At 47.4% G+C, this 22,120-nt stretch carries 22 protein-coding genes; 10 read left to right on the top strand and 12 right to left on the bottom strand.

The window, feature by feature from the left end:
- Positions 1-43 precede the first annotated feature (43 nt).
- Both cysK and ACTRXG_RS13745 read left to right on the top strand, forming a co-directional pair.
- Entirely contained in the window at positions 44-979 is a 936-nt protein-coding gene (gene cysK / locus ACTRXG_RS13740) for a cysteine synthase A (protein ID WP_474285501.1), read from the top strand.
- Between the two features lie 429 nt (positions 980-1,408).
- A complete protein-coding gene (locus tag ACTRXG_RS13745) occupies positions 1,409-1,627 on the top strand; it encodes a DeoR family transcriptional regulator (protein WP_091616630.1) in 219 nt (72 codons plus the stop codon).
- Positions 1,628-1,675: 48 nt separating this feature from the next.
- On the opposite strand, the gene ACTRXG_RS13750 is transcribed toward ACTRXG_RS13745, so the two are convergent.
- From ACTRXG_RS13750 to ACTRXG_RS13775, 6 genes are all read right to left on the bottom strand, one after another.
- Positions 1,676-3,127: a xylulokinase gene (locus ACTRXG_RS13750; RefSeq protein ID WP_474285502.1), complete on the bottom strand. Its 1,452-nt coding sequence runs from the start codon at positions 3,125-3,127 to the stop codon at positions 1,676-1,678.
- On the bottom strand, positions 3,117-3,863 hold the full coding sequence (locus ACTRXG_RS13755) for a pseudouridine synthase (protein WP_474262948.1): 747 nt from the start codon (positions 3,861-3,863) through the stop codon (positions 3,117-3,119). The genes ACTRXG_RS13750 and ACTRXG_RS13755 overlap by 11 nt, the downstream gene beginning before the upstream one ends.
- Positions 3,850-4,527 carry a hypothetical protein gene (locus ACTRXG_RS13760; RefSeq protein WP_474285503.1) on the bottom strand — a complete coding sequence of 226 codons (678 nt, stop codon included), beginning with the start codon at positions 4,525-4,527 and terminating at the stop codon, positions 3,850-3,852. Before ACTRXG_RS13760 ends, ACTRXG_RS13755 begins: the two co-directional genes overlap by 14 nt.
- A 106-nt stretch (positions 4,528-4,633) precedes the next feature.
- A complete protein-coding gene (gene ftsW / locus ACTRXG_RS13765; RefSeq protein ID WP_474262944.1) occupies positions 4,634-5,785 on the bottom strand; it encodes a putative lipid II flippase FtsW in 1,152 nt (383 codons plus the stop codon).
- A gap of 121 nt (positions 5,786-5,906) precedes the next feature.
- Positions 5,907-7,511 (bottom strand): putative polysaccharide biosynthesis protein, encoded by a 1,605-nt coding sequence (locus ACTRXG_RS13770; protein WP_474262942.1) that lies wholly within the window; start codon positions 7,509-7,511, stop codon positions 5,907-5,909.
- A gap of 147 nt (positions 7,512-7,658) precedes the next feature.
- A complete protein-coding gene (locus ACTRXG_RS13775; protein ID WP_474262940.1) occupies positions 7,659-8,063 on the bottom strand; it encodes a secondary thiamine-phosphate synthase enzyme YjbQ in 405 nt (134 codons plus the stop codon).
- A gap of 131 nt (positions 8,064-8,194) precedes the next feature.
- Between ACTRXG_RS13775 and ACTRXG_RS13780 the strand changes: the two genes are divergently transcribed.
- Positions 8,195-9,490 (top strand): BaiN/RdsA family NAD(P)/FAD-dependent oxidoreductase, encoded by a 1,296-nt coding sequence (locus ACTRXG_RS13780; RefSeq protein WP_474281571.1) that lies wholly within the window; start codon positions 8,195-8,197, stop codon positions 9,488-9,490.
- 22 nt (positions 9,491-9,512) lie between these two features.
- Here the strand turns inward: ACTRXG_RS13780 and leuS are convergent, their stop codons facing one another.
- On the bottom strand, positions 9,513-11,933 hold the full coding sequence (leuS, locus tag ACTRXG_RS13785; protein WP_474285505.1) for a leucine--tRNA ligase: 2,421 nt from the start codon (positions 11,931-11,933) through the stop codon (positions 9,513-9,515).
- Positions 11,934-12,299: 366 nt separating this feature from the next.
- On the opposite strand from leuS, the gene mnmL reads away from it, so the two are divergent.
- From mnmL to ACTRXG_RS13800, 3 genes are read left to right on the top strand one after another with little or no spacing between them, the layout of a single operon-like run.
- A complete protein-coding gene (mnmL, locus tag ACTRXG_RS13790) occupies positions 12,300-13,268 on the top strand; it encodes a tRNA modification radical SAM protein MnmL/YtqA (RefSeq protein WP_474285506.1) in 969 nt (322 codons plus the stop codon).
- Positions 13,265-13,900, top strand: coding sequence for a tRNA 5-(aminomethyl)-2-thiouridylate-methyltransferase MnmM (mnmM, locus tag ACTRXG_RS13795; protein WP_474285507.1), 636 nt, complete (start codon positions 13,265-13,267; stop codon positions 13,898-13,900). The genes mnmL and mnmM overlap by 4 nt, the downstream gene beginning before the upstream one ends.
- Positions 13,901-13,906: 6 nt before the next feature.
- The gene (locus tag ACTRXG_RS13800; protein WP_091616611.1) at positions 13,907-14,470 is read left to right on the top strand and encodes a beta-class carbonic anhydrase; all 564 of its coding nucleotides are present in this window, start codon (positions 13,907-13,909) and stop codon (positions 14,468-14,470) included.
- Between the two features lie 42 nt (positions 14,471-14,512).
- On the opposite strand, the gene ACTRXG_RS13805 is transcribed toward ACTRXG_RS13800, so the two are convergent.
- Together ACTRXG_RS13805 and ACTRXG_RS13810 are read right to left on the bottom strand one after the other, a co-directional pair.
- Positions 14,513-15,571: a tetraprenyl-beta-curcumene synthase family protein gene (locus ACTRXG_RS13805; protein WP_474281565.1), complete on the bottom strand. Its 1,059-nt coding sequence runs from the start codon at positions 15,569-15,571 to the stop codon at positions 14,513-14,515.
- 32 nt (positions 15,572-15,603) lie between these two features.
- Positions 15,604-16,380: a lysophospholipase gene (locus tag ACTRXG_RS13810; protein ID WP_474262929.1), complete on the bottom strand. Its 777-nt coding sequence runs from the start codon at positions 16,378-16,380 to the stop codon at positions 15,604-15,606.
- 124 nt (positions 16,381-16,504) lie between these two features.
- On the opposite strand from ACTRXG_RS13810, the gene ACTRXG_RS13815 reads away from it, so the two are divergent.
- A complete protein-coding gene (locus tag ACTRXG_RS13815) occupies positions 16,505-17,026 on the top strand; it encodes a gamma carbonic anhydrase (protein WP_322526227.1) in 522 nt (173 codons plus the stop codon).
- 16 nt (positions 17,027-17,042) lie between these two features.
- Here ACTRXG_RS13815 and ACTRXG_RS13820 read toward each other — a convergent pair whose 3' ends face one another.
- Positions 17,043-17,168: a hypothetical protein gene (locus tag ACTRXG_RS13820; RefSeq protein WP_474285509.1), complete on the bottom strand. Its 126-nt coding sequence runs from the start codon at positions 17,166-17,168 to the stop codon at positions 17,043-17,045.
- A 174-nt stretch (positions 17,169-17,342) separates the two neighbouring features.
- On the opposite strand from ACTRXG_RS13820, the gene ACTRXG_RS13825 reads away from it, so the two are divergent.
- Positions 17,343-18,242: a helix-turn-helix domain-containing protein gene (locus ACTRXG_RS13825; RefSeq protein WP_474263001.1), complete on the top strand. Its 900-nt coding sequence runs from the start codon at positions 17,343-17,345 to the stop codon at positions 18,240-18,242.
- A gap of 46 nt (positions 18,243-18,288) precedes the next feature.
- Here ACTRXG_RS13825 and ACTRXG_RS13830 read toward each other — a convergent pair whose 3' ends face one another.
- Both ACTRXG_RS13830 and ACTRXG_RS13835 read right to left on the bottom strand, forming a co-directional pair.
- Entirely contained in the window at positions 18,289-18,933 is a 645-nt protein-coding gene (locus ACTRXG_RS13830) for a FusB/FusC family EF-G-binding protein (RefSeq protein WP_474285510.1), read from the bottom strand.
- A 167-nt stretch (positions 18,934-19,100) separates the two neighbouring features.
- Positions 19,101-19,973, bottom strand: coding sequence for a LysR substrate-binding domain-containing protein (locus ACTRXG_RS13835; RefSeq protein ID WP_474285511.1), 873 nt, complete (start codon positions 19,971-19,973; stop codon positions 19,101-19,103).
- A 108-nt stretch (positions 19,974-20,081) separates the two neighbouring features.
- Here ACTRXG_RS13835 and ACTRXG_RS13840 point away from each other — a divergent pair, with 108 nt between their 5' ends.
- Both ACTRXG_RS13840 and ACTRXG_RS13845 read left to right on the top strand, forming a co-directional pair.
- Positions 20,082-21,074 carry a YeiH family protein gene (locus ACTRXG_RS13840; protein WP_474285513.1) on the top strand — a complete coding sequence of 331 codons (993 nt, stop codon included), beginning with the start codon at positions 20,082-20,084 and terminating at the stop codon, positions 21,072-21,074.
- A gap of 81 nt (positions 21,075-21,155) precedes the next feature.
- On the top strand, positions 21,156-22,025 hold the full coding sequence (locus tag ACTRXG_RS13845; RefSeq protein WP_474285514.1) for a DMT family transporter: 870 nt from the start codon (positions 21,156-21,158) through the stop codon (positions 22,023-22,025).
- Positions 22,026-22,120: the final 95 nt, after the last annotated feature.

Genomic DNA, 22,120 nt, shown 5'->3' on the forward strand with positions numbered 1-22,120 from the left:
TAGAATATACGAATGAATGATAGGAAAAGGATGTGTAACAATCATGCGTGTAGCAAATAATATGTCAGAACTAGTCGGCGATACGCCTTTAGTTAAATTAAACCGTCTTCCGGATACCGGAGGAGCAGACGTATACTTGAAGCTTGAATTTCAAAACCCGAGCGGAAGCGTGAAGGACCGGGCCGCAAAAAATATGCTGAAGCAGGCCGAAGAAGAAGGAAAAATCAACGAAAATACTACTATTATAGAACCGACTTCAGGAAATACCGGTATTGGCCTTGCTATGAACGCCGCTGCGCGGGGCTACCGGGCAATACTGGTTATGCCGGACACGATGTCCCAGGAAAGAATTAACCTGTTGAAGGCTTACGGGGCAGAAGTAGAACTCACGCCGGGTGATAAGAAAATGCCCGGGGCCATTGCCCGTGCTCATGAGCTCGTAGAGACAATTGCTGACAGCTTCATGCCTATGCAGTTTGAAAACGAAGCCAACTCGGATGCCCACCGGGAAAGTACAGCACTTGAAATTGAAGAAGCGATGAAAGAAATCGGCAAACCGCTGGCTGGCTTCATTGCCGCATCCGGTACGGGAGGCACTGTAACAGGAACCGGGGAAAAATTAAAAGAGCTGTACCCCGACGTTCAAATTCACGTCGTGGAACCATTTGGCTCTCCGGTTCTTTCCGGCGGAAAGCCCGGGCCCCATAAGCTTGTCGGCACCAGTCCAGGGTTTATACCGCCAATTTTGAATCAGGATATATATGACCACATTTACAAAATTACCGATGAAGATGCCTATAAAACTACAAGGGCTCTCGCCGGCCAGGAAGGTATTTTGGTCGGCCCCTCTTCAGGTGCTGCCTGCTTTGCTGCCATGGAAACAGCCAAACAGATGTCACCGGATCAGGTTGTCGTTGCCATTGCCTGCGATACCGGCGAACGGTATTTATCCACTGACCTTTTCCGATTCGATGACTAAAATATCTTTACTCAAGGCGCCTTTACACAAAAAGGTGTCTTTTTTTTACATAATTTTTACATTTGTCTTTCTGTGAAATAAAGCAGGCGGTTTTCTCGATCGTTCTGCTTTTTGAAGATCAATAGCGTACAATCCTGCATATTATTTGTCATTTCATTCGCTTTTTATTTTCATTCGCAGATGAATGGAGCAGTTTTTTGACAAAAATTTTGCGATATATAAATAAATAGTATAAACTATTAATTACAGGGACGCTTACAAAATATTTTGAATACTCTCATCTTACCCGCTGCTGAGTTTCTTTTCAGAAAGTTTTACAGAGCAGCTGACGCAGAAACAGTCGAAGCCATCAAATATAATTCCTACTTACGTGCGCAGTCCCGGGCATGTCTTCAAGTGCCATAAATTCATTGGCTAAGGAGTGGTTTTTTGAGAACGTCCACCGACCGAATGATAACCCGTATTAAGTCTATCTATCTCTATATTAAAAAGAGAGGAACGGTGACCACCGGGGAATTGGTTGACGAATTCGGAATTACACAGCGCACTATTCAGCGTGACCTGAACGTGCTCGAATACAATGAATTGGTCAGCAGCCCTTCAAGAGGGGCCTGGACGACGACTGCCCGAAAAGTAAAAGCTTCCTGAAATGATTATATCTGTGCCTGGCGCCGGAATTAAATTTCCGGCGCTTTTTCACGTATCAAAAAGCCCCCGCATTCTTCCGGCTGCTTCAGTGAAAAGGCGCTCCTTCTGCTCTAATTCTTCTTTTTTCGATACGTCAGGGGCGACAATAATTTCTTCTTTATCTATACCCTGCACAGTCCTCGCTGCCTTCTCCCACGAGCATGTATGAATCGCTCTAACGCCGCATGCAGCCGCTCCAAATGAAGCAAGACGCTCCTGTTCAGAACTCACCTGCACCCTGCACTGAAAAACATCTGCCACTGTCTGGCAAAAAGCTCTGCTTTTAGTGCCGCCGCCAACAAGAAAGAGCGTCGAGGAAGTGATCCCGGCCTGAACAAAGGTCTGCTTTAAAGAAAAAGCCAGACCTTCAAGCACCGACCTGGCCATATGTATCTGCGTCACCTGACCATCGATGCCGATAAATGCGCCCCTGGCTTTCTCATCAATTACCGGATTTCTTTCACCATTTAAATACGGGATAAACAAGAGCCGACCGGGCACAGAAACCGGTTCGGCCATCAGCTTTTCAAAGGCTTCGAAGTTGCCTCCGCACCACGTATGCACCGCCCATTGATGAACATTTCCCATGTTAAGCAGAGGCATGATTTTAATAAACCGGCCATGCTGAGGCGCAGCCAGATAAAATACACTGCCTTCTTCTGCTACGGCCGGCGTATCGGCAGGGACCGCCGTCCAGCCTGTTGTTCCTGCGTACGCGTAGCCCTGGTCATTACCCGCATGAGCACTGGCAGCAAGAGTCACCGCGCCTCCGTCCCCGAGGCCGCAGTAAACAGGGGTTCCAGCTGGTATGCCCGTCTGACTGGCAGCTTCCTTTAATACATAGCCTGCTGTTTCTTCGGGCTCCAGAAGAAGGGGAAGCTGGCTTCGGGAAATTCCGCTTCCTTCCCACAGCTTTTCTTCCCAAGCTCTTGTATGTATGTTCATCATTCCTGTCACAGTGCCGTTTACCGGATCGCAGACTGATGATCCCGTTAAATGGTAAATTAAATAATCCTTAGAACCAAAGAGTACCTGGTCCCACCGCTCTGGGGCTTCGTCCGCCAGCCACTTCATTAGAGGAGTGGTCGCTTTCCAGTCGTTTCCTGTAAACGCCGTCACAACGTCCGGAGGCAAATGCCTCTTTGTTAGTCCCCTGCTTCCTCTGGTATCAGAATAAAGAACCGCCGTTTCTGCTCTTCCATCTTTAAAAGGGATAAAGTTCTCCATCTGTCCCGTGCACACGACTCCATCAACGTCCAGGTTAATCCCCTTACTCTTCAGAGTACTGCATGCTTTTCTAAAGCTCTGCCACCAATCTGAGGGCTTCTGTTCGTAATTCCCTCCGTCGGTATATGTTTGGACAGGCTCTGATGCACTGCCTTCCACCTGGCCTCCGCAGTCCAGGACCATTACTTTTAAAGACGTCGTTCCCAGATCTGCACTCAGCAGTCTACAGCTCATCACTGCCCGCTCCCTCTGATTTTTCGCCGACGCTGTCCCGAAGCAGCTGAATTTCATCATCATTTAACTCCCGGTACTCTCCCGGCAGTAGATCCTCGTCGAGCGACAGCTGTCCGAATGATTCTCTTTTTAAATAAACGACTTCATTGCCTACTGCCTCAAACATCCGTTTCACCTGGTGAAATTTCCCTTCGGTTACTTCCACATACACTTCCCGGTGGGTATCGGGCACTCTTCGCAGAACGGCAGGCTTACAAACATAGCCGTCATCAAGCTTTACACCCTTTTTGAAATGTTCAATATTCTTTTCTTCTATCGGCTGCTCGAGTACCGCCCGGTATATTTTTACCACCCCATGCTTCGGTGACGTAAGAAAATGGTTAAGCTTGCCGTCGTTAGTCAGCAGAAGCAATCCTTCGGTGTCAATATCAAGCCTGCCCACTGGAAAAGGTTCTCTTACCGCGTCTTCCTGTTCCAGAATATCCAGAACCGTATCATGAACGCTGTCTTCTGTGGCGCTGATGACCCCTGCAGGCTTATGCATTAGAAAATAAACAAATTCGGTGTAGTGAATGTCCTCACCGAATACGCTGACCCGCTGCTCTTCAGGATCCACCTGGACCGCCCCGTTGTTCACCGGCGCCCCGTCGACAAAAACGCCCCCTTTTTTCAGCATTTTTTTTACTTCCTTGCGGGTCCCATAGCCTAGTTCCGCCAGTAATTTATCCATTCTCATGCCGATCACCTCTTTCCATCTGTTCGAGAATTCCTGCAGCAAATCCTCCGTGCGAGCCGTTCATGTGAGCTTCAATAACTCCGGCCGGAATCTGACGGAGAACAGCCTTTTGGACTGTTTGTGATACATTCTGCTCCTGCAGCCGTTTTTCAAGATTCACTATCATCCGCAGCGTCTCTTCCACCGCTGCCTTATTTGCCGTTTCCACCTCCTGCTCGCTTCCCTCTATGACTGTGAATGCATCCCCGAGACAGCTTTGGAGATATTTTCGGTCACTGCTTCTGGAGCTGTTAACGACAAAGACATTTTCTTCACTGCCGGCCGTGGCTCTTTCAGCGTGCCCTGCGAATTTGGCTGCGGCCTTACGTACATGGGCAGGCACTTCCACCTGCTCTGTGTAAAGCGACGTTGCCGGGATATATATAACAGTTCCCTCAGCCAGATACGGGCCGTGCCAGTAGATAAAATCTTTAATTCCATCCGGGGGCAGTGCTAAAAATATATAGGGATAACGGGGAAGCTCCAGTTCATCCACCCGTGAAATCTGCTTTGTTGTTTCTCTCATCCAGGCCTTTTCCCCGCCCCGGTACATCACAGAGACAGATAAAGGCTCACTTTTCACTGCTACAAGCTTCGCCAGTCTCCCGGCTCCCACTACTAACATTTTTGTTCCTCCAATACATTTCGATGAGTTTCCTTTAACACCTCAAAGCAGGTGCCCGTCCTCCAGTCTGAAAAAGAGACGTTGCTGTTAACAACGTCTCTTTACATTATGCGGAAGTTGGTTTATTGATCCCCTGATTCTGTACCCGGGCAAGCCGGTTGTTATTTCTGGAGATGTTTGCCAAAAGCCCAAGCATCGCCAGCGTTATCAACAAAGAGGAGCCTCCGTAGCTCAGAAGTGGAAATGGAAGGCCGGTAATCGGCATCATGCCCGCTACGGCTCCAGCATTAATAACAGCCTGGCTGAGAAGCTGAAAAACAATACCAAAAGCGAGAAGAGTGCCAAATTGTCCTTTAGCATTAAGCCCGATTTTTATGCCCCGCCAGGCGATAACACCCAACAGACCTACTACAAGCAGAACCCCGAAAATCCCGAGCTCTTCGGCAATGATAGGAATAATAAAGTCTGTGTGCGCCTCGGGAAGATAATTCATTTTTTGCACACTCTCTCCCAGTCCCACACCGAACAGCCCGCCATGGGCAATCGCAATGTAGCCCTGAATCAGCTGATAACTCCCTCCGCCTACAGCATCTGCATTCGCAAATGGGTCCATAAAGGATACCAGCCGGGCCAGGCGGTACGGTTCTGTCAGCGCAATATAAGCAAATAAAGCTGCAGCCACTCCTCCGAGCATAAACATATGCCGAAACTTTGCTCCTGATAAAAAGACAATTACAATTGTTGTCATCATCAGGGCCGCGGCTGTCCCGACGTCAGGCTGCATCACAATAAATCCAAGCAGCACAGCGACAACGACAAGCGGAGGCATGACCCCTTTCATAAACGAGTCAATATACTTTTGTTTCTGGGAATAAACCTGAGCCAGATAAATAATCAAACTCAATTTTACAAATTCCGCGGGCTGAATGTTTATCGGGCCAAAGCCGATCCAGCTTTTCGCCCCATTTACTTCATTACCTATTACAAGTACGAGCATAAGTAAAAAAATGGATAATCCTATCAATAAAGGCGTTGTTTTTTTCCACTTTTCATAAGGCACATGCATCATGAAAGCAAACACACCTACTCCTATAATAAAAAACATTATCTGCCGCTTAAGAAAAAAGGCCGCATCATCATAAGCCCTCATTCCGAGCGGAAAGCTTGCGCTGTACACCATAATGATGCCAAACAGTGTTAAGAGCGCGACCGCACCGATCAAGAGCCAGTCGTAATCTTTATATCTCCACGTTTTCATGTTTCACCTCTAATGCCGCGCTGTTTTTGGGCGGCTTGATGCGTTTGTCTCATTTCCATAAAGTGTATTAATTATATCACCATACCTGCCTGAACAAAAGATTAGAAAGCAGCAGTTTTATCTATGCCGAAAAGCGTTTTCCAAGTACTTTTTCCGCCAGGCCGCTTTTCATGGCAAGGGCCATAAACAGCACACCGCCGACAACAACACTGATGATTTCCACCATAAATAAATCCACCCAGCCGCTTCCTGCAAATAAAACTTCCATGCCGTTTCTTGTAATTAAGACGCCAACGCCCATTACTGCAGATAGCAGAACTACTGTACCTGCCCGGCGCGAGACGCCTCCGAAATGAAAACCGGTAAACTTCGCAATCGCCCAGGCGTTAAATATTACTCCACATGTAAATCCAATAATCGTGCTGTAAATTCCACCGACCGGTCCAAGAAGCAAAAGAAGTACATACGCACTGATAATTTTCACCAGTAAACCGAGCAGCAGGGAGGCAATGGCATATTTCTGGCGGTTGATTCCCTGCAGCACTGCTGCACTCACCGAGAAAAGGGAGAAAACGATCGCCGCATACGCATAATGCTGCAGCACGTAGCTGCCTATTTCCAGTGACTCTGTTCCAAACAGTACGCCAAATGTCGGCCTTGCAAGCAGCGACAGTCCAACCGCGGCAGGCACCGATAAAAACAAAATCACCTGGTACGTCTGCGTAATCTGGCGCTGAAGCAGATCCTGGTCATTGCCTGTAAAGGATTTTGTGATGGTTGGGATAAGGGTGATTGACATTGCGGTGGCTATTGCTACCGGTATGAGAATCAGCTTATGTGAAGACCCTGCGAACGCTCCGTAGGCGGTCTGAATCTGCCCGGACGTCCAATCACCGGTCTGCTCCAACGCCCGGGTAAAGGTGAACATGTCCACCATCTGAAACAGTGGAATGGCCAGTCCGACGAGGGACAACGGCAGAGCGTACCGGATAAGTTCACTGTACATGCTTGTTAACGGAAGATCACTCGACACCGTGCTTCCAGCCTGTTCCCGCTGCAAAAAGCGCTGTCTTTTTTTCCAGTAAAAAATCAGTACGGCCATGCTGGCCAGCCCACCGACAAACGCACCGAAGGTGGCAAAGCCAATAGCTGTTCCAAGATTTCCATCGACAGCATACAGAATAAACAAAGCCATAGCCAAAATGAATACGATACGCACCACCTGCTCTATAACCTGGGAAACCGCTGTCGGCCCCATCGACTGGTGGCCCTGAAAAAACCCCCTCATGATTGCCATCGTTGGAATTATCATTAAAGCAAAGCTGACCATGCGGATCGTAAATACAATATCATCTGACGTAAAAGCTTCACTTGAATCAAATGATATTAAATTTACGATAAGCGGAGCACCGAAAAATAAAATAAGGAACGCGGCAATCCCGGTCAGAGTCATAAAAAAAAGACCCGACTTAAACAACCTTCGGCCTGTTTCAAAATCCCCCATCGCATTATATTTGGATACAAACTTTGACATAGCCATTGGTATCCCAAGCGTAGCTACACTAAGCATTAATGTGTACGGCTGGTAGCCGTATTGATAAAGCGCGATCCCCTGCTGGCCAACCATAGCTGCGAAAGGAAATATGTAAATCATTCCTAAAAATTTTGAAATAAACGTCGCTATGCTTAAAAGAAGCGTTCCCCGCAAAAATTTTGAATCAGACATTCTTATGTTCAGCTCCATCGTGTAATCGTCTTTTGCTTTCTATGCGAATTTTACCATACTATTTTCCATTCTGGCGTCCATTTACCTGAAAATTAATACCGGAGGCAAAAGAAAGCGCCCGTTCTGGATAAACGGGCGTGCTTTTTATTATACGTCACTTAATCCTTTAATATAAAACGTTCGCTTTCGAGGACCGTCAAATTCACAAAAATAGATGCCCTGCCATGTCCCCAGCACGAGCTCTCCCTGCTCTACAATGATCGTCTGCTGCGTCCCCACCGTACTTGCTTTTAAGTGTGAAGCAGAGTTTCCCTCGGCATGCCGGTATTTTTCATGCTCCCAGGGATACACTTCATCGAGCCGCATGAGCATATCACGCTGGACGTTTGGATCAGCGTTTTCATTTACAGTAATTCCGGCCGTCGTATGCGGGGAATAGACGATCACCGCCCCGTGGTCGAGCCCCTCCTCCTTCACATACGTACGGATCTTCTCGGTAACATCTATCATCTCTGCATGTTCATTTGTAGATAGCTCAAGCTTTCGCAGCATTGGAGCCGCCTCCTTTATCCTTGTGTAAAAATAAATTTTCTCTTATGATACAATACAGCTATTATAACCGATTACGAAGCATTTTAATCTTCATGAGCTATGCTTCGCACTCGTAAGGAGAGAATGAATAAATGACGAACGTCATTGTTATCGGCGGCGGCCCTGCAGGATTAATGGCCTCGGTTGCTGCCGCAGAGCACGGCGCCGATGTTACATTAATAGATAAGGGATCCAAGCTTGGAAGAAAGCTCGCCATTTCCGGCGGCGGCCGCTGCAACGTCACGAACCGCATGGAACGAAAAGAGCTGATCGAACACATTCCCGGTAACGGCAAATTTATGCACAGCCCGTTTTCCATCTTTGATAATGAAAATATTATCCGCTTTTTCGAAAATCTTGGTATCGACCTGAAGGAAGAAGACATGGGCCGAATGTTTCCTATTAACGATAAAGCTATTACTGTCGTAAATACGCTGCTTGACGAAATGGAACGGCTCGGGGTCCAGACACGAACCAATACCAAAGTCGCTTCCATCGATTACGGCGATACCCAGGTCCAGGGGCTTTATTTAGAGGACGGCACCTACCTTCAGGCTGACCGTGTTATTATTGCCTCCGGAGGCAAGTCCGTGCCCAAAACCGGTTCCACTGGGGATGGCTATCCCTGGGCGGAGGCGGCCGGGCATACAATTACGGAGCTGTATCCGACGGAGGTGCCTATTACTTCTCCCGCCGCTTATATACAGGACCGCACGCTTCAGGGAATTTCGCTTTCCGGCGTTGCCCTTACTGTTTACCGGCCGGGCGGCAAAGCTATTAAAACCCATACCGGTGACATGATTTTCACCCATTTTGGTGTTTCCGGACCAATCGGACTGAGATGCAGCCAGTATGTGGTGAAAGCCTTAAAAAAATACAAAGCTGATCAGATAGAGCTCAGCCTTTCCCTATATCCCGAGGAAAATCATGAATCCATGTTTCAGCGCCTTGTCTCGCTGAAAAAAACTCATGAAGCAAAAACGGTTAAAAATGCCCTGAAGGGTCTTACCACGGAACGACTGCTGATGTTTTTCCTGCAGGAAGCAGGCATTTCCAGCACCATGATCATCGGTGAGGCAGCGAATAAAAAACTGCGTGCCCTTGCTCTCTTTTTTACCGATTTTCGTTTTCCGGCAGATGGAACGCTTTCCATCGAAGAAGCATTTGTAACCGGCGGCGGGGTGTCCATCAAAGAAGTGTTTCCAAAACGGCTTGAATCCAGGCTGAAAAGCGGATTATTTTTCTGCGGGGAAATTTTAGACATTCACGGCTACACTGGCGGCTTTAACATCACCTGTGCCTTCTCCACCGGCTATACCGCTGGAAAATCGGCATCCGAGCAGCTAACTGCGCAATCCGAAACGCCTCCTTCCTATTCAAAAAGCTGACCGCTCATGCGGCCAGCTTTTTTTAATTAGCTACAATGTTTACAAGCTTCCCTGGAATGGCAATGACTTTTCGCACTGTCTTCCCTTCAAGCTCCTGCACAATCTTTTCCTGTTCCATGGCCGTTGATTCAAGGTCCTTCTCATCAGCATCTCTTGGGACAACTGCTTTTGCCCGGAGCTTCCCGTTAACCTGAATGATTATTTCAACTTCCTCTTCAATAAGCATTTGCTCATCGTGTACTGGCCAGCTGCTTCGTGAAATCGAACGCTCTTCCCCGAGACGGCTCCACAGCTCTTCGGACAGGTGAGGAGCGATAGCGCTCAACAGCTGCAGAAACCCTTTTAATTCCTGTTTCGGCAGCGTCTCCTGCTTGTTCGCTTCGTTGACAAAGACCATCAGCTGACTGATACCGGTATTAAACCGCAGTTCAGTGAATTCTTCGGTGACCTTTTTCACCGTCTGATGATACGTACGTGCAAACGATTCCGATGCTTCCTCCTCCCGAATCTCCGGACGGATAGAGCCTTCGTCGGTTACAATTAAGCGCCAGACCCGGTCCAGGAAACGTCTCGCTCCGTCCAGGCCGCTGTTGGACCAGGCAATTGAAGCGTCAAGCGGGCCCATGAACATTTCATACAACCGCAGCGTATCTGCCCCGTGGGTACGAATAATTTCATCCGGGTTCACGACATTCCCTTTTGATTTACTCATTTTTTCATTGTTTTCCCCGAGAATCATTCCCTGGTTGTACAGCCGCTGGAACGGCTCTTTTGTAGGTACTACTCCGATATCATATAAAAACTTGTGCCAAAACCGTGCGTACAGCAGATGAAGCACTGCGTGTTCCGCGCCGCCGATATATAAATCAACCGGCAGCCATTTCTCAAGCGCTTCTTTGGAAGCAAGCTCTTCATCGTTATCCGGATCAGCAAAACGCAGGAAGTACCAGCAGCTGCCGGCCCACTGCGGCATAGTGTTTGTTTCCCGGCGTCCCTTCATGCCTGTTTCCGGGTCAGTGACCTCCAGCCATTCCGTATTGGTGGCAAGCGGCGATTCGCCGGTGCCTGAAGGACGGAACTCATCCATTTCCGGAAGCTCGAGCGGCAGTTCTTCTTTCGGAAGCGTCGTCATCGAACCGTCCTCCCAGTGAATAACCGGAATCGGCTCTCCCCAGTACCGTTGGCGGCTGAAGAGCCAGTCACGCAGACGGTAGGTTGTTTTTTTTCGGCCAATATCTTTTTCTTCAAGCCATTCGAGCATTTTTCCAATAGCTTCGTCTTTATATAAACCGTTCAGAAACTCGGACCTTACGTGCGGTCCGTCCTCCGTATACGCTTCTTTGGATGTGTCTCCGCCTTCAACTACTTCCACAATCGGAAGATCAAATGTTTTCGCAAATTCGTAGTCCCGCTCATCGTGCGCTGGCACAGCCATAATCGCTCCACTGCCGTATGTAGCGAGAACGTAATCAGCAATCCAGATCGGCATTTGTTCACCATTCACCGGGTTGATCGCGTAGGAGCCTGTAAATACGCCGGATTTTTCCTTTTGCAGCTCAGTGCGTTCAAGATCACTTTTCATAGCTGCCTCGTGCTGGTACTTCTCTACAGCTTCCTTCTGCTCCGGCGCAGTAATTTCCTCTACATACTCATGCTCCGGGGCAAACACACAGTAGGTTGCACCGAACAATGTATCCGGACGGGTCGTAAATACATCAAACGAAAGATCCTTCCCTTCAACGTGAAAAGTCAGCTCCGCTCCTTCCGAACGGCCGATCCAGTTGCGCTGCATTTCTTTAATGCTGTCCGGCCACTCCAGGCCGTCCAGGTCTTCAAGCAGACGATCAGCATAGGCTGTAATCTTGAGCATCCACTGCTTCATCGGCCGGCGTTCCACTGGATGTCCGCCGCGCTCACTTTTCCCATCGATCACTTCTTCATTGGCGAGAACTGTTCCAAGCGCCGGGCACCAGTTGACTGGCACTTCGTCAATGTACGCGAGACCGTGTTCATAAAGCTTTGTAAAAATCCACTGAGTCCATTTGTAGTAATCGGGGTCTGTCGTGTTAATTTCTCTCGCCCAGTCATAGGAGAATCCCAGTTCCTTAATTTGGCGTTTGAAATTGGCAATGTTTGCCTGGGTGAATTCCCGCGGGTTTTTCCCGGTATCGAGTGCAAATTGCTCCGCCGGAAGGCCAAAAGCGTCCCAGCCCATCGGATGCAGCACATCGTAGCCCTGCATGCGTTTCATTCTTGAGGTGATGTCTGTTGCTGTGTAGCCTTCGGGGTGGCCTACGTGCAGGCCGGCTCCGGAAGGATAAGGAAACATATCCAGTGCATAATATTTCGGGGCGCCGGTATCTGCGTTGGATACGGAAAAGATTTCATTTTCCTCCCAGTATGACTGCCATTTAGGTTCTATTTGTTGGTGGGGATATGCCATGATTGTCGTTCCTCCTTTAAATAGTTGGAGCATCTGTACTGATTTTATCTGTAAAAAAAGCCTCTCTCCCAGCTGGAAAGCAGGGACGAGAGGCTTAAATTCCACGAAACAAACGGCGGGACGCGCACACGCCACTCAAGTGCGTTTCCGACTCTGACGCTTCGCTCACCCGTTTTCGTCAAGCGTCTGCTGGGTGCATAACGATAAACAAAGTACGCCGATATTCAATACTTGATATTTTATGAATTTATCCCCCTGCTGTCAAGCCTTTCTACGTGGTTCTTTTCCTTTGCACTTTGGGAATACAGGCAAAACATGCTAAAATAAGAAAGAATATTTTATGCACGATGGAAGGAGAGGCTCTTCATGAGCTCGGAATTATCTAACGAACAGCCGCTTGTCTGGGGAGAGAAGCGGTATCATACATGGAATCATAATTTAAAGGAATCATTCGGCCATAAAATCTTTAAAGTACCGCTCGACGGTGGATTTGACTGCCCGAACCGTGACGGAAACGTCGCTCACGGCGGCTGCACGTTTTGTTCTGCGGCAGGATCCGGGGATTTTGCCGGCAACCGTGCCGACGATGTGGTGACCCAGTTTCATGAAATTAAAGACCGTATGCACAAGAAATGGAAAAACGGAAAATACATTGGTTATTTCCAGGCATTCAGCAATACTTACGCCCCTGTTGAAGAACTGCGGGAAATGTACGAAGCAGTACTCGCCCAGGATAACGTCGTTGGTCTTTCCATTGCGACGCGCCCGGACTGCCTCCCGGACGATGTAGTCGAATACCTGGCCGAGCTGAATGAACGCACCTACCTGTGGGTCGAGCTCGGGCTGCAGACAGTGCATGAAACGACTGCTGAAACAATCAACCGGGCTCACGACTTTGAGTGCTATAAAGAAGGCGTCGACAAGCTCCGCAAGCATAACATCCGCGTATGCTCCCATATTATTAACGGCCTTCCACAGGAGGACCATCAAATGATGATGGAAACAGCCCAGGCCGTGGCTGACCTGGACGTTCAGGGTATTAAAATTCATCTGCTCCACCTGCTGAAAAAGACACCGATGGTCAAGCAGTATGAAAAAGGGATGGTGGAGTTTCTCGGCCGGGATGAGTACGTCAGTCTTGTCGTGGATCAGCTCGAAATTCTGCCGCCTGATATGCTCATTCACCGCATCACCGGTGACGGGCCGACAGAGCTTCTTATCGGACCGATGTGGAGCGTGAACAAGTTTGAAGTACTAAATGAAATTCATAAAGAACAGGTTCGCAGACACAGCTGGCAGGGAAAATATTATCAGCCTGCCCCGGCAGCTTTATGACTTTGCCGAAAGCCGTGGCTTTCGCCCATTGGATGATTGCACAAAATATCCGTTCCGGGGACACTGTAATTGATGCCACTTGTGGAAATGGTGGGGATACCGCCTTTCTGGCAGAGGCGGTGTCTCCTTCCGGTCATGTGCATGCCTTTGACATTCAAAGCGAAGCCATCCAGGCTACATACGCACGATTACAAAAGAAAAGCCTGGAGCCATACGTCACGCTGCATCACTGCAGTCATGAATACGCAGCGTCTCTGCTCACTGATGAGGAAAAAACTAGCATCCGTGCAGCCGTTTTTAACCTCGGTTATCTGCCGGGGAGCGATAAACAGATTGTGACGTCTGCTTCTTCTACAACTGCAGCGGTTCTTTCTTATCTTCATACGTTCCCGTCAGGCGTTCCGGTTATCGTGGTCATTTATCACGGCCACCCGGGAGGAAATGCAGAACGTACAGCCGTTGAGAACCTTGCTGCTGAATTTTCGGAAGACGAAGTACGGGTGCTGCGGTACAGCCTGGAATTTCAGGAAAAGACGCCCCCCTATGTGTTAACCTTTGAAAAAACAGCAGAAGAAACTCCTTATTTATCCAAATTAGTTCAAGCTTATTCACATATATCTACGAAGGGATGATGAATCATGTCAGAAGTGGTGAAATCTATTTTAGAGCACAATCAGCAGTTTGTTCAAAACAAAGAATATGAAGCTTTTCAAACGGATAAATTCCCAAATAAGCGTATCGTCGTTTTAACGTGTATGGATACCCGGCTCATTGAACTGCTCCCTAAAGCTATGGGCATCCAGAATGGGGATGCAAAGCTGATCCGTAACGCCGGGGCAATGATTACGGATCCATATGATAGTATTACCCGCAGTATTCTGGTTGCCTTATACGAATTAAAAGCAGAAGAGGTCCTGATTGTCGGCCATTACGGATGCGGCATGACTGGTCTTCAGGCCGGCCAGGTGCTTGAAAAAGCGTACGACCGCGGAGTTTCATCCGATGCAGAGGCAGTGATGCATGCTGAGGGAGTCTCCGTGCACGAATGGCTGCGCGGCTTTTCGGATGTGGAGGACAATGTGCATCAATCGGTCCAGGTTATGAGAAATCATCCGCTTCTCCCACCGGGAACCCCAGTGCACGGCCTTGTTATTTCTCCGGAGACCGGAGAACTGACGTCGCTTGATACGGCTGATATGTAAAGAAGAACCGCCTTTTCTTTTTCGGAAGAGGCGGTTCTTTGTTTATATTTTTTTCCGGTACATCCATGAGTTCCAATAGTAAATAAGCGAGGTGATGCCGCCAAAGCGGAGCAGATGCTTTGCCTGCTGCTTCATTGTTTCATTTGCCTGTACTTTTTCATCGGACAAATAAATGGAGAGAAGACCTTTGTTTAGCTGTTTATGAAACCCGGCCTCCGGCAGCTTGGCTACTTTTTTGTCGGCCTCGGACTTGAAAAATTCCAGCCGGGACATCATATGGCCGGCTGAGGCGTATTTTTCGGTGAAATTCAGAGAGCCCTGCTCCACGTCCTCCTCCTGGTCAATAAAGTAATCAAGCAGAATGTGCATTCCCTGTACATAAGGAAAATGGGCTTCTTTAATCGATTTCGCCTGAAGCTCTGCAAGCGGCGAACGGGCAGCGTACCCGGCCAGTGCATAGATACCGAGCGTCGATCCGGACGCAGCGCAAAATTCATACCAGGCCATCGGCGGAATCCGGTCTTTAAAGTGCTCATAAAGCTCAATCAGCTTTGCTTCACGCTCATTGACATCAATATGCTTGTATATCTGCATCTCCCTGTAATACATGGACAGCTCCTCCATATACGGCTGAGCACCAGAAAGGCCCGGGAAGCTCTGCAGAGCAGACTGGCACGTTTCAACCAATTCTGCTAAAAAGCCGCCGTCCCCTTCCCCTTTTTTCTTTTTAAGGTAATCCTGCTGACTGGCTCCGGGATCCAGGGCATGCTTCAAGGCTTCATGAATATCACGATAAAAGGTTACGCCCTCCTCCTGGCTCATATCACAGATACTATCCAAATAATCGCTGATATTTTGATAGGCTACAATAAAACGCAGTAACTCGCCCCGGATATGCTCCGGGGCAATCAATGCATAGAGCGATCCACCTTCGTAATGAAAGGTTTTTTCATCAATTGCTTCAAGCGCTGCCTGGCGGTATAAATTATCCGGGATCTGCTCTGCTTTCTGCTTCCATTCGCTTAAATACTGGCGGGCAGCCGGCAGGGTCTGCTTCACCCCGTAATACATAATAGTTGGTATAGACGTTGGTGCTGACATTTCAAAAGGCCTCCTTGATTGGCTGGTTCATATTAGGAATGCTGGTTCATAAAGTGAATGATATATCTTACTACTCGTTCCTGCTCCGGCTCATTTAATATTTCATGATAAAGATTATTCCATATTTTGATCGTCCGTTCAGATGTATGCAGCCGGTTGAACCAACGGACAGTCGCTTCTTTATCAACAATATAATCCTCTCCGGCCTGCATAACCAGAAGTGGAGTATCCGGAAAGCTTTCCGGCTGCGCCAGACTGATCCGCATCGACCGGATCATTTCCTGGTACCAGCGGACGGTGACCGTATCATTCACCAATTCATCCCTTTGGTATTCTGCTCTTGTTTCCGGATTTCTTGTTAGATACTCGGCCTGGATGCCGGTCCGGAGAGGTTTACCCGGCATAAGCCGGTGCGCCAGCCTCCCGGAGAGCTCCCGGATCCTGTTTGGATATTCGTATAATCCGAGTGCCGGAGAGGATAAAATAATTCCTTTCACCGGCATGTACCGCTCGGATACCGCCCGAATGACAATTAATCCTCCCATACTGTGCCCAAGCATAAAAATAGGCAGCTTAAAGGAAGCTGCTTCTCTGTACCATTCATATACTGTATCTGTGTATTCACGGAAGCTGTCTATATGTCCTCTTCGTCCTTCAGTTTCCCCATGTCCCGGCAGATCTCCGGTTATCACATGCAGATGCTGGCGCTTCAATACATGGATCAGCCATTCATACCGCCGGTAGTGTTCTCCTGATCCATGAACCAGCACAACAACTCCACGCGGGCGGTCCACTAATCTTTTTTCCACTATTATCGCCCCCTTTTTCCTCAATCCAGTACCCCGGGAAATATATCTTTCTTTATTTTACTATTATTTTTGCTACACTTGCATTAGAAATGCAGAATAAATTTCGGAAAGTGTGGGTTTTTTTATGATTTATCCGTACAACAACCAGTACCCTTCCATTGCTCCCACTGTTTTTTTAGCAGATTTCACGGTCATCACTGGTGACGTTACCATCGGCGAAGAATCGAGCATTTGGTTTCACACCGTTATTCGCGGGGACGTAGCACCTACGCTGATTGGCAGCAGAGTCAATGTACAGGATCAATGCCTGCTGCACCAAAGCCCGAAGCATCCTTTGATTATTGAAGACGACGTTACTGTCGGTCATCAGGTGATGCTTCATTCCGCCATTGTAAGAAAGAAGGCACTCATCGGCATGGGGTCTACAGTGCTTGACGGTGCAGAGATCGGTGAAGGAGCGTTCATCGGTGCCGGCAGCCTGGTCCCGCCCGGAAAAACGATTCCTGCCGGCGTACTTGCCTTTGGACGTCCGGCCAAAGTCGTTCGTGACCTCACTGAAGAGGACAAAGAAGACATGGAGCGTATCCGCCTCGAATATGTTGAGAAAGCCAAGCAGTATAAAGAAACAAGCCGCAGGCATCAATGATGTCCGCGGCTTGTTTTTAATATTGATGTGGGATGTCTCTCGTTATAATTTCACCTGCCACCGGCGCTGCCTGCTGAACCGGTACAGCTGTTGCCATCATTATTACAATGAACGCAGCATTCCATAAACCTGCCTTTTTCATTTCTTCACCTCTTTATTATATGTTCGTTTTAGTATATTCGAACTATAAAAAGAGTGTTTTCCGCTTCTGACTCCAAAATCGATCAATTTCCTAAGACTTTCCTCTTTTTTCTACAGATTTCTTCCCGTAAAATAATTATAGGAATATTTGAGAGATAGGGAGAGAACTATATTGATGGATTTTTCACGGGTGGGAAATAAAATACAGGAGCTGCGAAAATACCGGGGCTACACACAAAAGGAGCTTGCCAAAGATATTTGTACCCAGGCGCAGATCAGTAAAATTGAGAAGGGGACCATCGTTCCATATTCAAGCACCATGTTTTATATTGCTGAACGGCTCGGAGCCAGCATGTATTACTTTTTTGAAGAAGCGTTAACAGACCGCAGCGACTACGTCCGCTCTGTATTCAGTATGCTTGAAACGTGCCGGTTCGAGCATGATTACGTTTCGATGCGGGAGCTTCTTTCCAGGGAGGAAGACAACCCCATTTTTAAAATCGGCTATTATGAGCAGTACATGCTTTGGCATAAAGCTATTTGCGCCTACGAACTGGACAAGGATCCGGAGCGGGCTCTCGAACTGGCTTCTTCTGCCCTCGATGCGTACCACAAAGGAATTTATACGGAACGTAAGGGTGAAATCATAAACGCCATGGCGATTATTTACAACCTTGAACACGAATACAAAAAAGCTGCGGACGTATGCCGGAAAGCGCTGCAGGACCATCAGAGCCTGGTGCACCCGGAGAATAAATACATTGAATTAAAGCTGACATATACTTTAACTAAAGCGCTGACCTATCAGGGCGCTTACCAGCAATCCATCGACTGGTGTTCAAAGGGAATCAACCGCTGCATTGACCTTCAGAACAGCTACGTTTTAGGGGAACTGCTTTATCAGCGGGGCCAAAATCTTCTGGTGCTGGGATTTGATGAATCCGCTCTTCAGGACTGGGATCAAGCGTGTTCCATCTTTGATACGATGAAGCAAATCGGCCTCGCAGACCACATCCGTCAGGAAATCGACGATTATACAAGAGACGGGACCATCCATCTGCATACACTGCAATAATATATAAAAGCCGGGGGAAACGTTCCTTACCCGGCTTTTATAGTATTCACTTTTTCAAATGGTACATGAACGTTTCAAGCTGCCGGAGATCCGTAATATTTTCATTGCACCTGCGACTGTCCCGGCAGATATAGTTGCCCCGGCTCGTATATGTTTCTTTTCCGGCCTTCACTACTGCCATAAAAAGCCCTGTCTCCTCCTGTTTGCTGCAGATCGTACAGATGCCTTTTCCAGGAGTATTCCGAAATGTCCCAAACACACCCGTCAATCTCCTCTGGTCCGTAGTAATAATATATTTTCGTTCTGCGCGGATGTCATTCCAGCCCAGATAAGATATATTTTTCAGTTCCTCATCTTCCAATGATGGCATTGTCAGCTTTTTCGCCTTTGGAAACAGCTTTTTAATCCGTTCTACAGTTACAGCCGGGAATGGAACAACATACATTTTCAACTCACCGAGCATCTGCTCTGCCTGAGTGCTGTCCTCTACATAAAGAATCTTTTCTAACAGGCGTTCCTGCTCATCGTTCATCGAATGAAAGCTGTTAATAATTTGATCAAAGGCACTGTGCTTTAATGCACTGATTACATCAGCATCTTTTACTGTAGCGTGCGCATGGGCGAATTTCCATACATGCTCTTTAATAAAATTAAACTGATCATTGCGCAAAAATGGTTCAATTTGAATCATTTACCCATTCCTCATTTCAGTATAGTAAGCTTCCGTTTTTATGTTGAACAGAATGCTTTATACAGCGGTGAATATAAAACCATCATCAGTAATTCCCCTAAGATTGCGGTATTAGTATACAACAAATTAGTTTTTGTAGAAAACTATAAAAAAGAAGGCAACGGACGTCAGTAATTCTCTGTCAGGCATCGGATCATAAACTGAATATTTTTTGTCCGCTCTGTTCTTTTTGGAAGTACATAGGAAAAAAACCTTTTTGCATCGATGCCTTCAATGGATAAAAGCTCCAGGGAGTTGTGTTTTTGTTCTTCTTCAATCGCTGCTTCTGATAACAAAGATAAGCCAAGACCGCTTTTAACAGCTTCTTTAACCCCCTGCGTGCTGCTGATCATCAGAAGTGAACGTATACGTATCCCGTTTGCATTCATCACATAATCAAACGATTCCCTGGTCCCGGATCCCTTTTCGCGCACCACCCATTTCTGGTCCTGCAGCTCCTCCCGGGTTCGAGGCGAAAAGGAATTGGATGTATTCTTAACTACCGCCAGGCGATCCGTCTGAAACGGTGTCAGCGTAACATCGGCAGCCCTGCTGTGCCCTTCCACCAGGCCGATATCGACTTTCAGCGTCCGGACCAGCTGAATGATTTCCTCTGTATTAGCAATAGTCACTTCAAACTGAATTCCTTCATACTCACCCTGCATTCTGGCCATTACTTTTGGGAGCACGTATTCCCCAATCGTAAAGCTGGCCCCGATATGAATGGTTCCGCTCACTTCCTCGTGCATCGTATATATAGCTTCCTTCATATGGACGTAGGTGCCCATCAACTGACGGGCATGATCCAAAAACACCTCCCCCTCCCTTGTGAGCATCAATGATTTTGTTGTCCGCTGAAAAAGCGGAGCAAGAAATTCCTGTTCAAGATTTTTTATATGCACGCTTACAGTCGGCTGGGAGAGGGAGAGCACCTCCGAAGCTTTTGTAAAATTTTTTTCCTCCACGACGGTCAAAAAAGTTTTTAATTCGTCAATATGCATAGGCCCTCCCATTTATTAATAATATTAATTAATTTCATTATATATATTTGTTTTTATAATAAAAAGAGCAGGAGTACAATAGCGTTAATGATTAGGAGTTGAAGACTAATGAAACGATTTGTTTCTTCCATTCCCACGCTAACGTCCGGACTTATTTTTACGTTTATTGCTGCTGTGCTCAGCAGCGCACTAGCGGAGTCCGCTCCATTCTCAGCGATGGGCGCGCTTGTTACTGCAATACTTTTAGGCGTATGCTGGCGCTTCACCGCAGGAGTGCCCGATCGTGCGCTCCCCGGAATCACTTTTTCAAGCAGGCACTTGCTTAGGCTCGGCATTATTTTCCTCGGGGCCCGCCTGCATTTAGGAGATATTTATGAATCCGGATTTAACGCCTTTTTTATCGCTGCTTCCGGGTTACTAATTGCGCTTTTTGTCATTTACTTTGCTGCCAGAGCTTTAAAGATAGATAAAACGCTCAGTCTGTTAACAGCCTGCGGTACAGCTATCTGCGGAGCTTCAGCTATCGCAGCCATTGCCCCGATTGTAAAAGCAGAACATAAAACTACTACTGCGAGCATCGCGATTATCGCCGTGGTTGGTACTTTTTTTTCTGTTTCCTATGCTTTTCTGTTTCCGTTTCTGGGGATGAATGCATATGAATATGGCGTTTTATCCGGAGGAACTCTCCATGAAGTGGCTCACGCTGTAGCGGCATCTGAAGCCGGCGGTACAGTCTCGGAAGACCACGCCCTGATCATTAAATTAACGAGAGTTGCACTTCTCATCCCGGTAGCACTTGTAGTTGCCATGCTTCAAAGCCGTAAAGAAAAGCGGGCCTCCCATACAATTCCGGTTCCATGGTTTATTTTCGGATTTTTAGCAGTGAGTCTGGCCAATACCTTTAATCTGCTCAGCGATTCGGCAGCTGCTTTTATGGTCTCAGCTTCATATATTTTTCTTGGCATGGCTATGGCTGGCTTTGGAATGCAGATGCCTGCTGCTTCTTTTAAAACCATTAGTTCAAAGATGTTTATCGTGGCAGTTTGCGGCTCGCTTTTATTATCCTTTTTCGGCTACGTTCTTATTGAAGTTATGCTTTAAACTGACCGTTGATGCAAAATCTGTTTGAAGCAGCTTCTTTAAGGGTAAACAATTATATTCACACTACCGCGGAGGCTGACAATGAAATTTTCAGGCACGATTTTAGTCGTAATGGCTGCGGTACTATGGGGTATTTCAGGTGGATTGGCAGATATACTATTACATAAGGGCTGGGACCCGTTAGTTATTTCATTTTACCGGGGGGCTGTAGGTTTTGTCTGTATTTTTATATGGTTCCTTCTACGGATTCGACAGACCGGGTCCCCCTCCGCCCGCTTATTTATATGGGCCGCTCTCGCCGGGGCAGGCGTCGCCGGCAATTTCACCTTTTACTTTCTTAGTATCGAGGCCTCGAGCGTAGCAATTGCTGCTACGCTAATGTATACCGCACCTATATTTGTATTTTTGATTTCTTTTTTTCTAAAGCAGGAGCCCTCTACTTTTTTCAAATGGGGATGTATTGCAGTAGTGCTTGTAGGAATTTTTCTCCTAACAGGTGCTTATGACACAAGCGGTTCTTCGGTTACACTTGCAGGCGCTGCTGCCGGCCTCAGTGCCGGCCTTTCATACGCGTTGTTTATTTTTGGATTTAAATACGCCTCTGCAGTCGGCAGACCCGAAACCTCTTTAACGATCGCTTTTTTTGTTTTTTGTGTAATTCTTCTGATGGTTGTCGACCAACAGGAAGCAGTATCCGTTTTAACATCCAGTGATATTGGGTGGTTTCTACTGCTCGGGCTCGTTGGTGCAGGCATTTCCTTTGTACTGTACGTTATCGGTATCAAGCTGACTACTCCGGTTACTGCTTCAATGGTTGCCATGGCAGAGCCGGTCACCGCTTCTTTGTTTGGCGTTGTTCTGCTTGGAGATAGTCTGGCAATCATTCAGGCCCTGGGTATCGTTATCATCCTTGTTTCTATTACTGCATTTAGCGTGCGCCAGTCAGCCTAAAAAAGCAGCTCCCAAAGGTGAACTATAACCCGAATGATGGACACGATAAAAAAGTGCCCATCATTCGGGTTTTTTCTATTTTCCACCCCTCATTG

It is taken from the genome of Marinococcus sp. LNSP9103-4, from assembly GCF_056034345.1.

Excerpts from the sequence above, each read along its gene's own strand:
- ACTRXG_RS13780 (WP_474281571.1), top strand. The coding sequence starts at position 8,195 with ATGACGAACGTCATTGTTATCGGCGGCGGCCCTGCAGGATTAATGGCC.
- ACTRXG_RS13775 (WP_474262940.1), bottom strand. The coding sequence starts at position 8,063 with ATGCTGCGAAAGCTTGAGCTATCTACAAATGAACATGCAGAGATGATA.
- cysK (WP_474285501.1), top strand. The coding sequence starts at position 44 with ATGCGTGTAGCAAATAATATGTCAGAACTAGTCGGCGATACGCCTTTA.
- mnmM (WP_474285507.1), top strand. The coding sequence starts at position 13,265 with ATGACTTTGCCGAAAGCCGTGGCTTTCGCCCATTGGATGATTGCACAA.
- ACTRXG_RS13840 (WP_474285513.1), top strand. The coding sequence starts at position 20,082 with ATGAAACGATTTGTTTCTTCCATTCCCACGCTAACGTCCGGACTTATT.
- ACTRXG_RS13845 (WP_474285514.1), top strand. The coding sequence starts at position 21,156 with ATGAAATTTTCAGGCACGATTTTAGTCGTAATGGCTGCGGTACTATGG.
- ACTRXG_RS13830 (WP_474285510.1), bottom strand. The coding sequence starts at position 18,933 with ATGATTCAAATTGAACCATTTTTGCGCAATGATCAGTTTAATTTTATT.
- ACTRXG_RS13805 (WP_474281565.1), bottom strand. The coding sequence starts at position 15,571 with ATGTCAGCACCAACGTCTATACCAACTATTATGTATTACGGGGTGAAG.
- ACTRXG_RS13820 (WP_474285509.1), bottom strand. The coding sequence starts at position 17,168 with ATGAAAAAGGCAGGTTTATGGAATGCTGCGTTCATTGTAATAATGATG.
- ACTRXG_RS13750 (WP_474285502.1), bottom strand. The coding sequence starts at position 3,127 with ATGAGCTGTAGACTGCTGAGTGCAGATCTGGGAACGACGTCTTTAAAA.
- mnmL (WP_474285506.1), top strand. The coding sequence starts at position 12,300 with ATGAGCTCGGAATTATCTAACGAACAGCCGCTTGTCTGGGGAGAGAAG.
- ACTRXG_RS13800 (WP_091616611.1), top strand. The coding sequence starts at position 13,907 with ATGTCAGAAGTGGTGAAATCTATTTTAGAGCACAATCAGCAGTTTGTT.
- ACTRXG_RS13760 (WP_474285503.1), bottom strand. The coding sequence starts at position 4,527 with ATGTTAGTAGTGGGAGCCGGGAGACTGGCGAAGCTTGTAGCAGTGAAA.
- leuS (WP_474285505.1), bottom strand. The coding sequence starts at position 11,933 with ATGGCATATCCCCACCAACAAATAGAACCTAAATGGCAGTCATACTGG.
- ACTRXG_RS13815 (WP_322526227.1), top strand. The coding sequence starts at position 16,505 with ATGATTTATCCGTACAACAACCAGTACCCTTCCATTGCTCCCACTGTT.
- ACTRXG_RS13835 (WP_474285511.1), bottom strand. The coding sequence starts at position 19,973 with ATGCATATTGACGAATTAAAAACTTTTTTGACCGTCGTGGAGGAAAAA.
- ACTRXG_RS13770 (WP_474262942.1), bottom strand. The coding sequence starts at position 7,511 with ATGTCTGATTCAAAATTTTTGCGGGGAACGCTTCTTTTAAGCATAGCG.
- ftsW (WP_474262944.1), bottom strand. The coding sequence starts at position 5,785 with ATGAAAACGTGGAGATATAAAGATTACGACTGGCTCTTGATCGGTGCG.
- ACTRXG_RS13825 (WP_474263001.1), top strand. The coding sequence starts at position 17,343 with ATGGATTTTTCACGGGTGGGAAATAAAATACAGGAGCTGCGAAAATAC.
- ACTRXG_RS13755 (WP_474262948.1), bottom strand. The coding sequence starts at position 3,863 with ATGAGAATGGATAAATTACTGGCGGAACTAGGCTATGGGACCCGCAAG.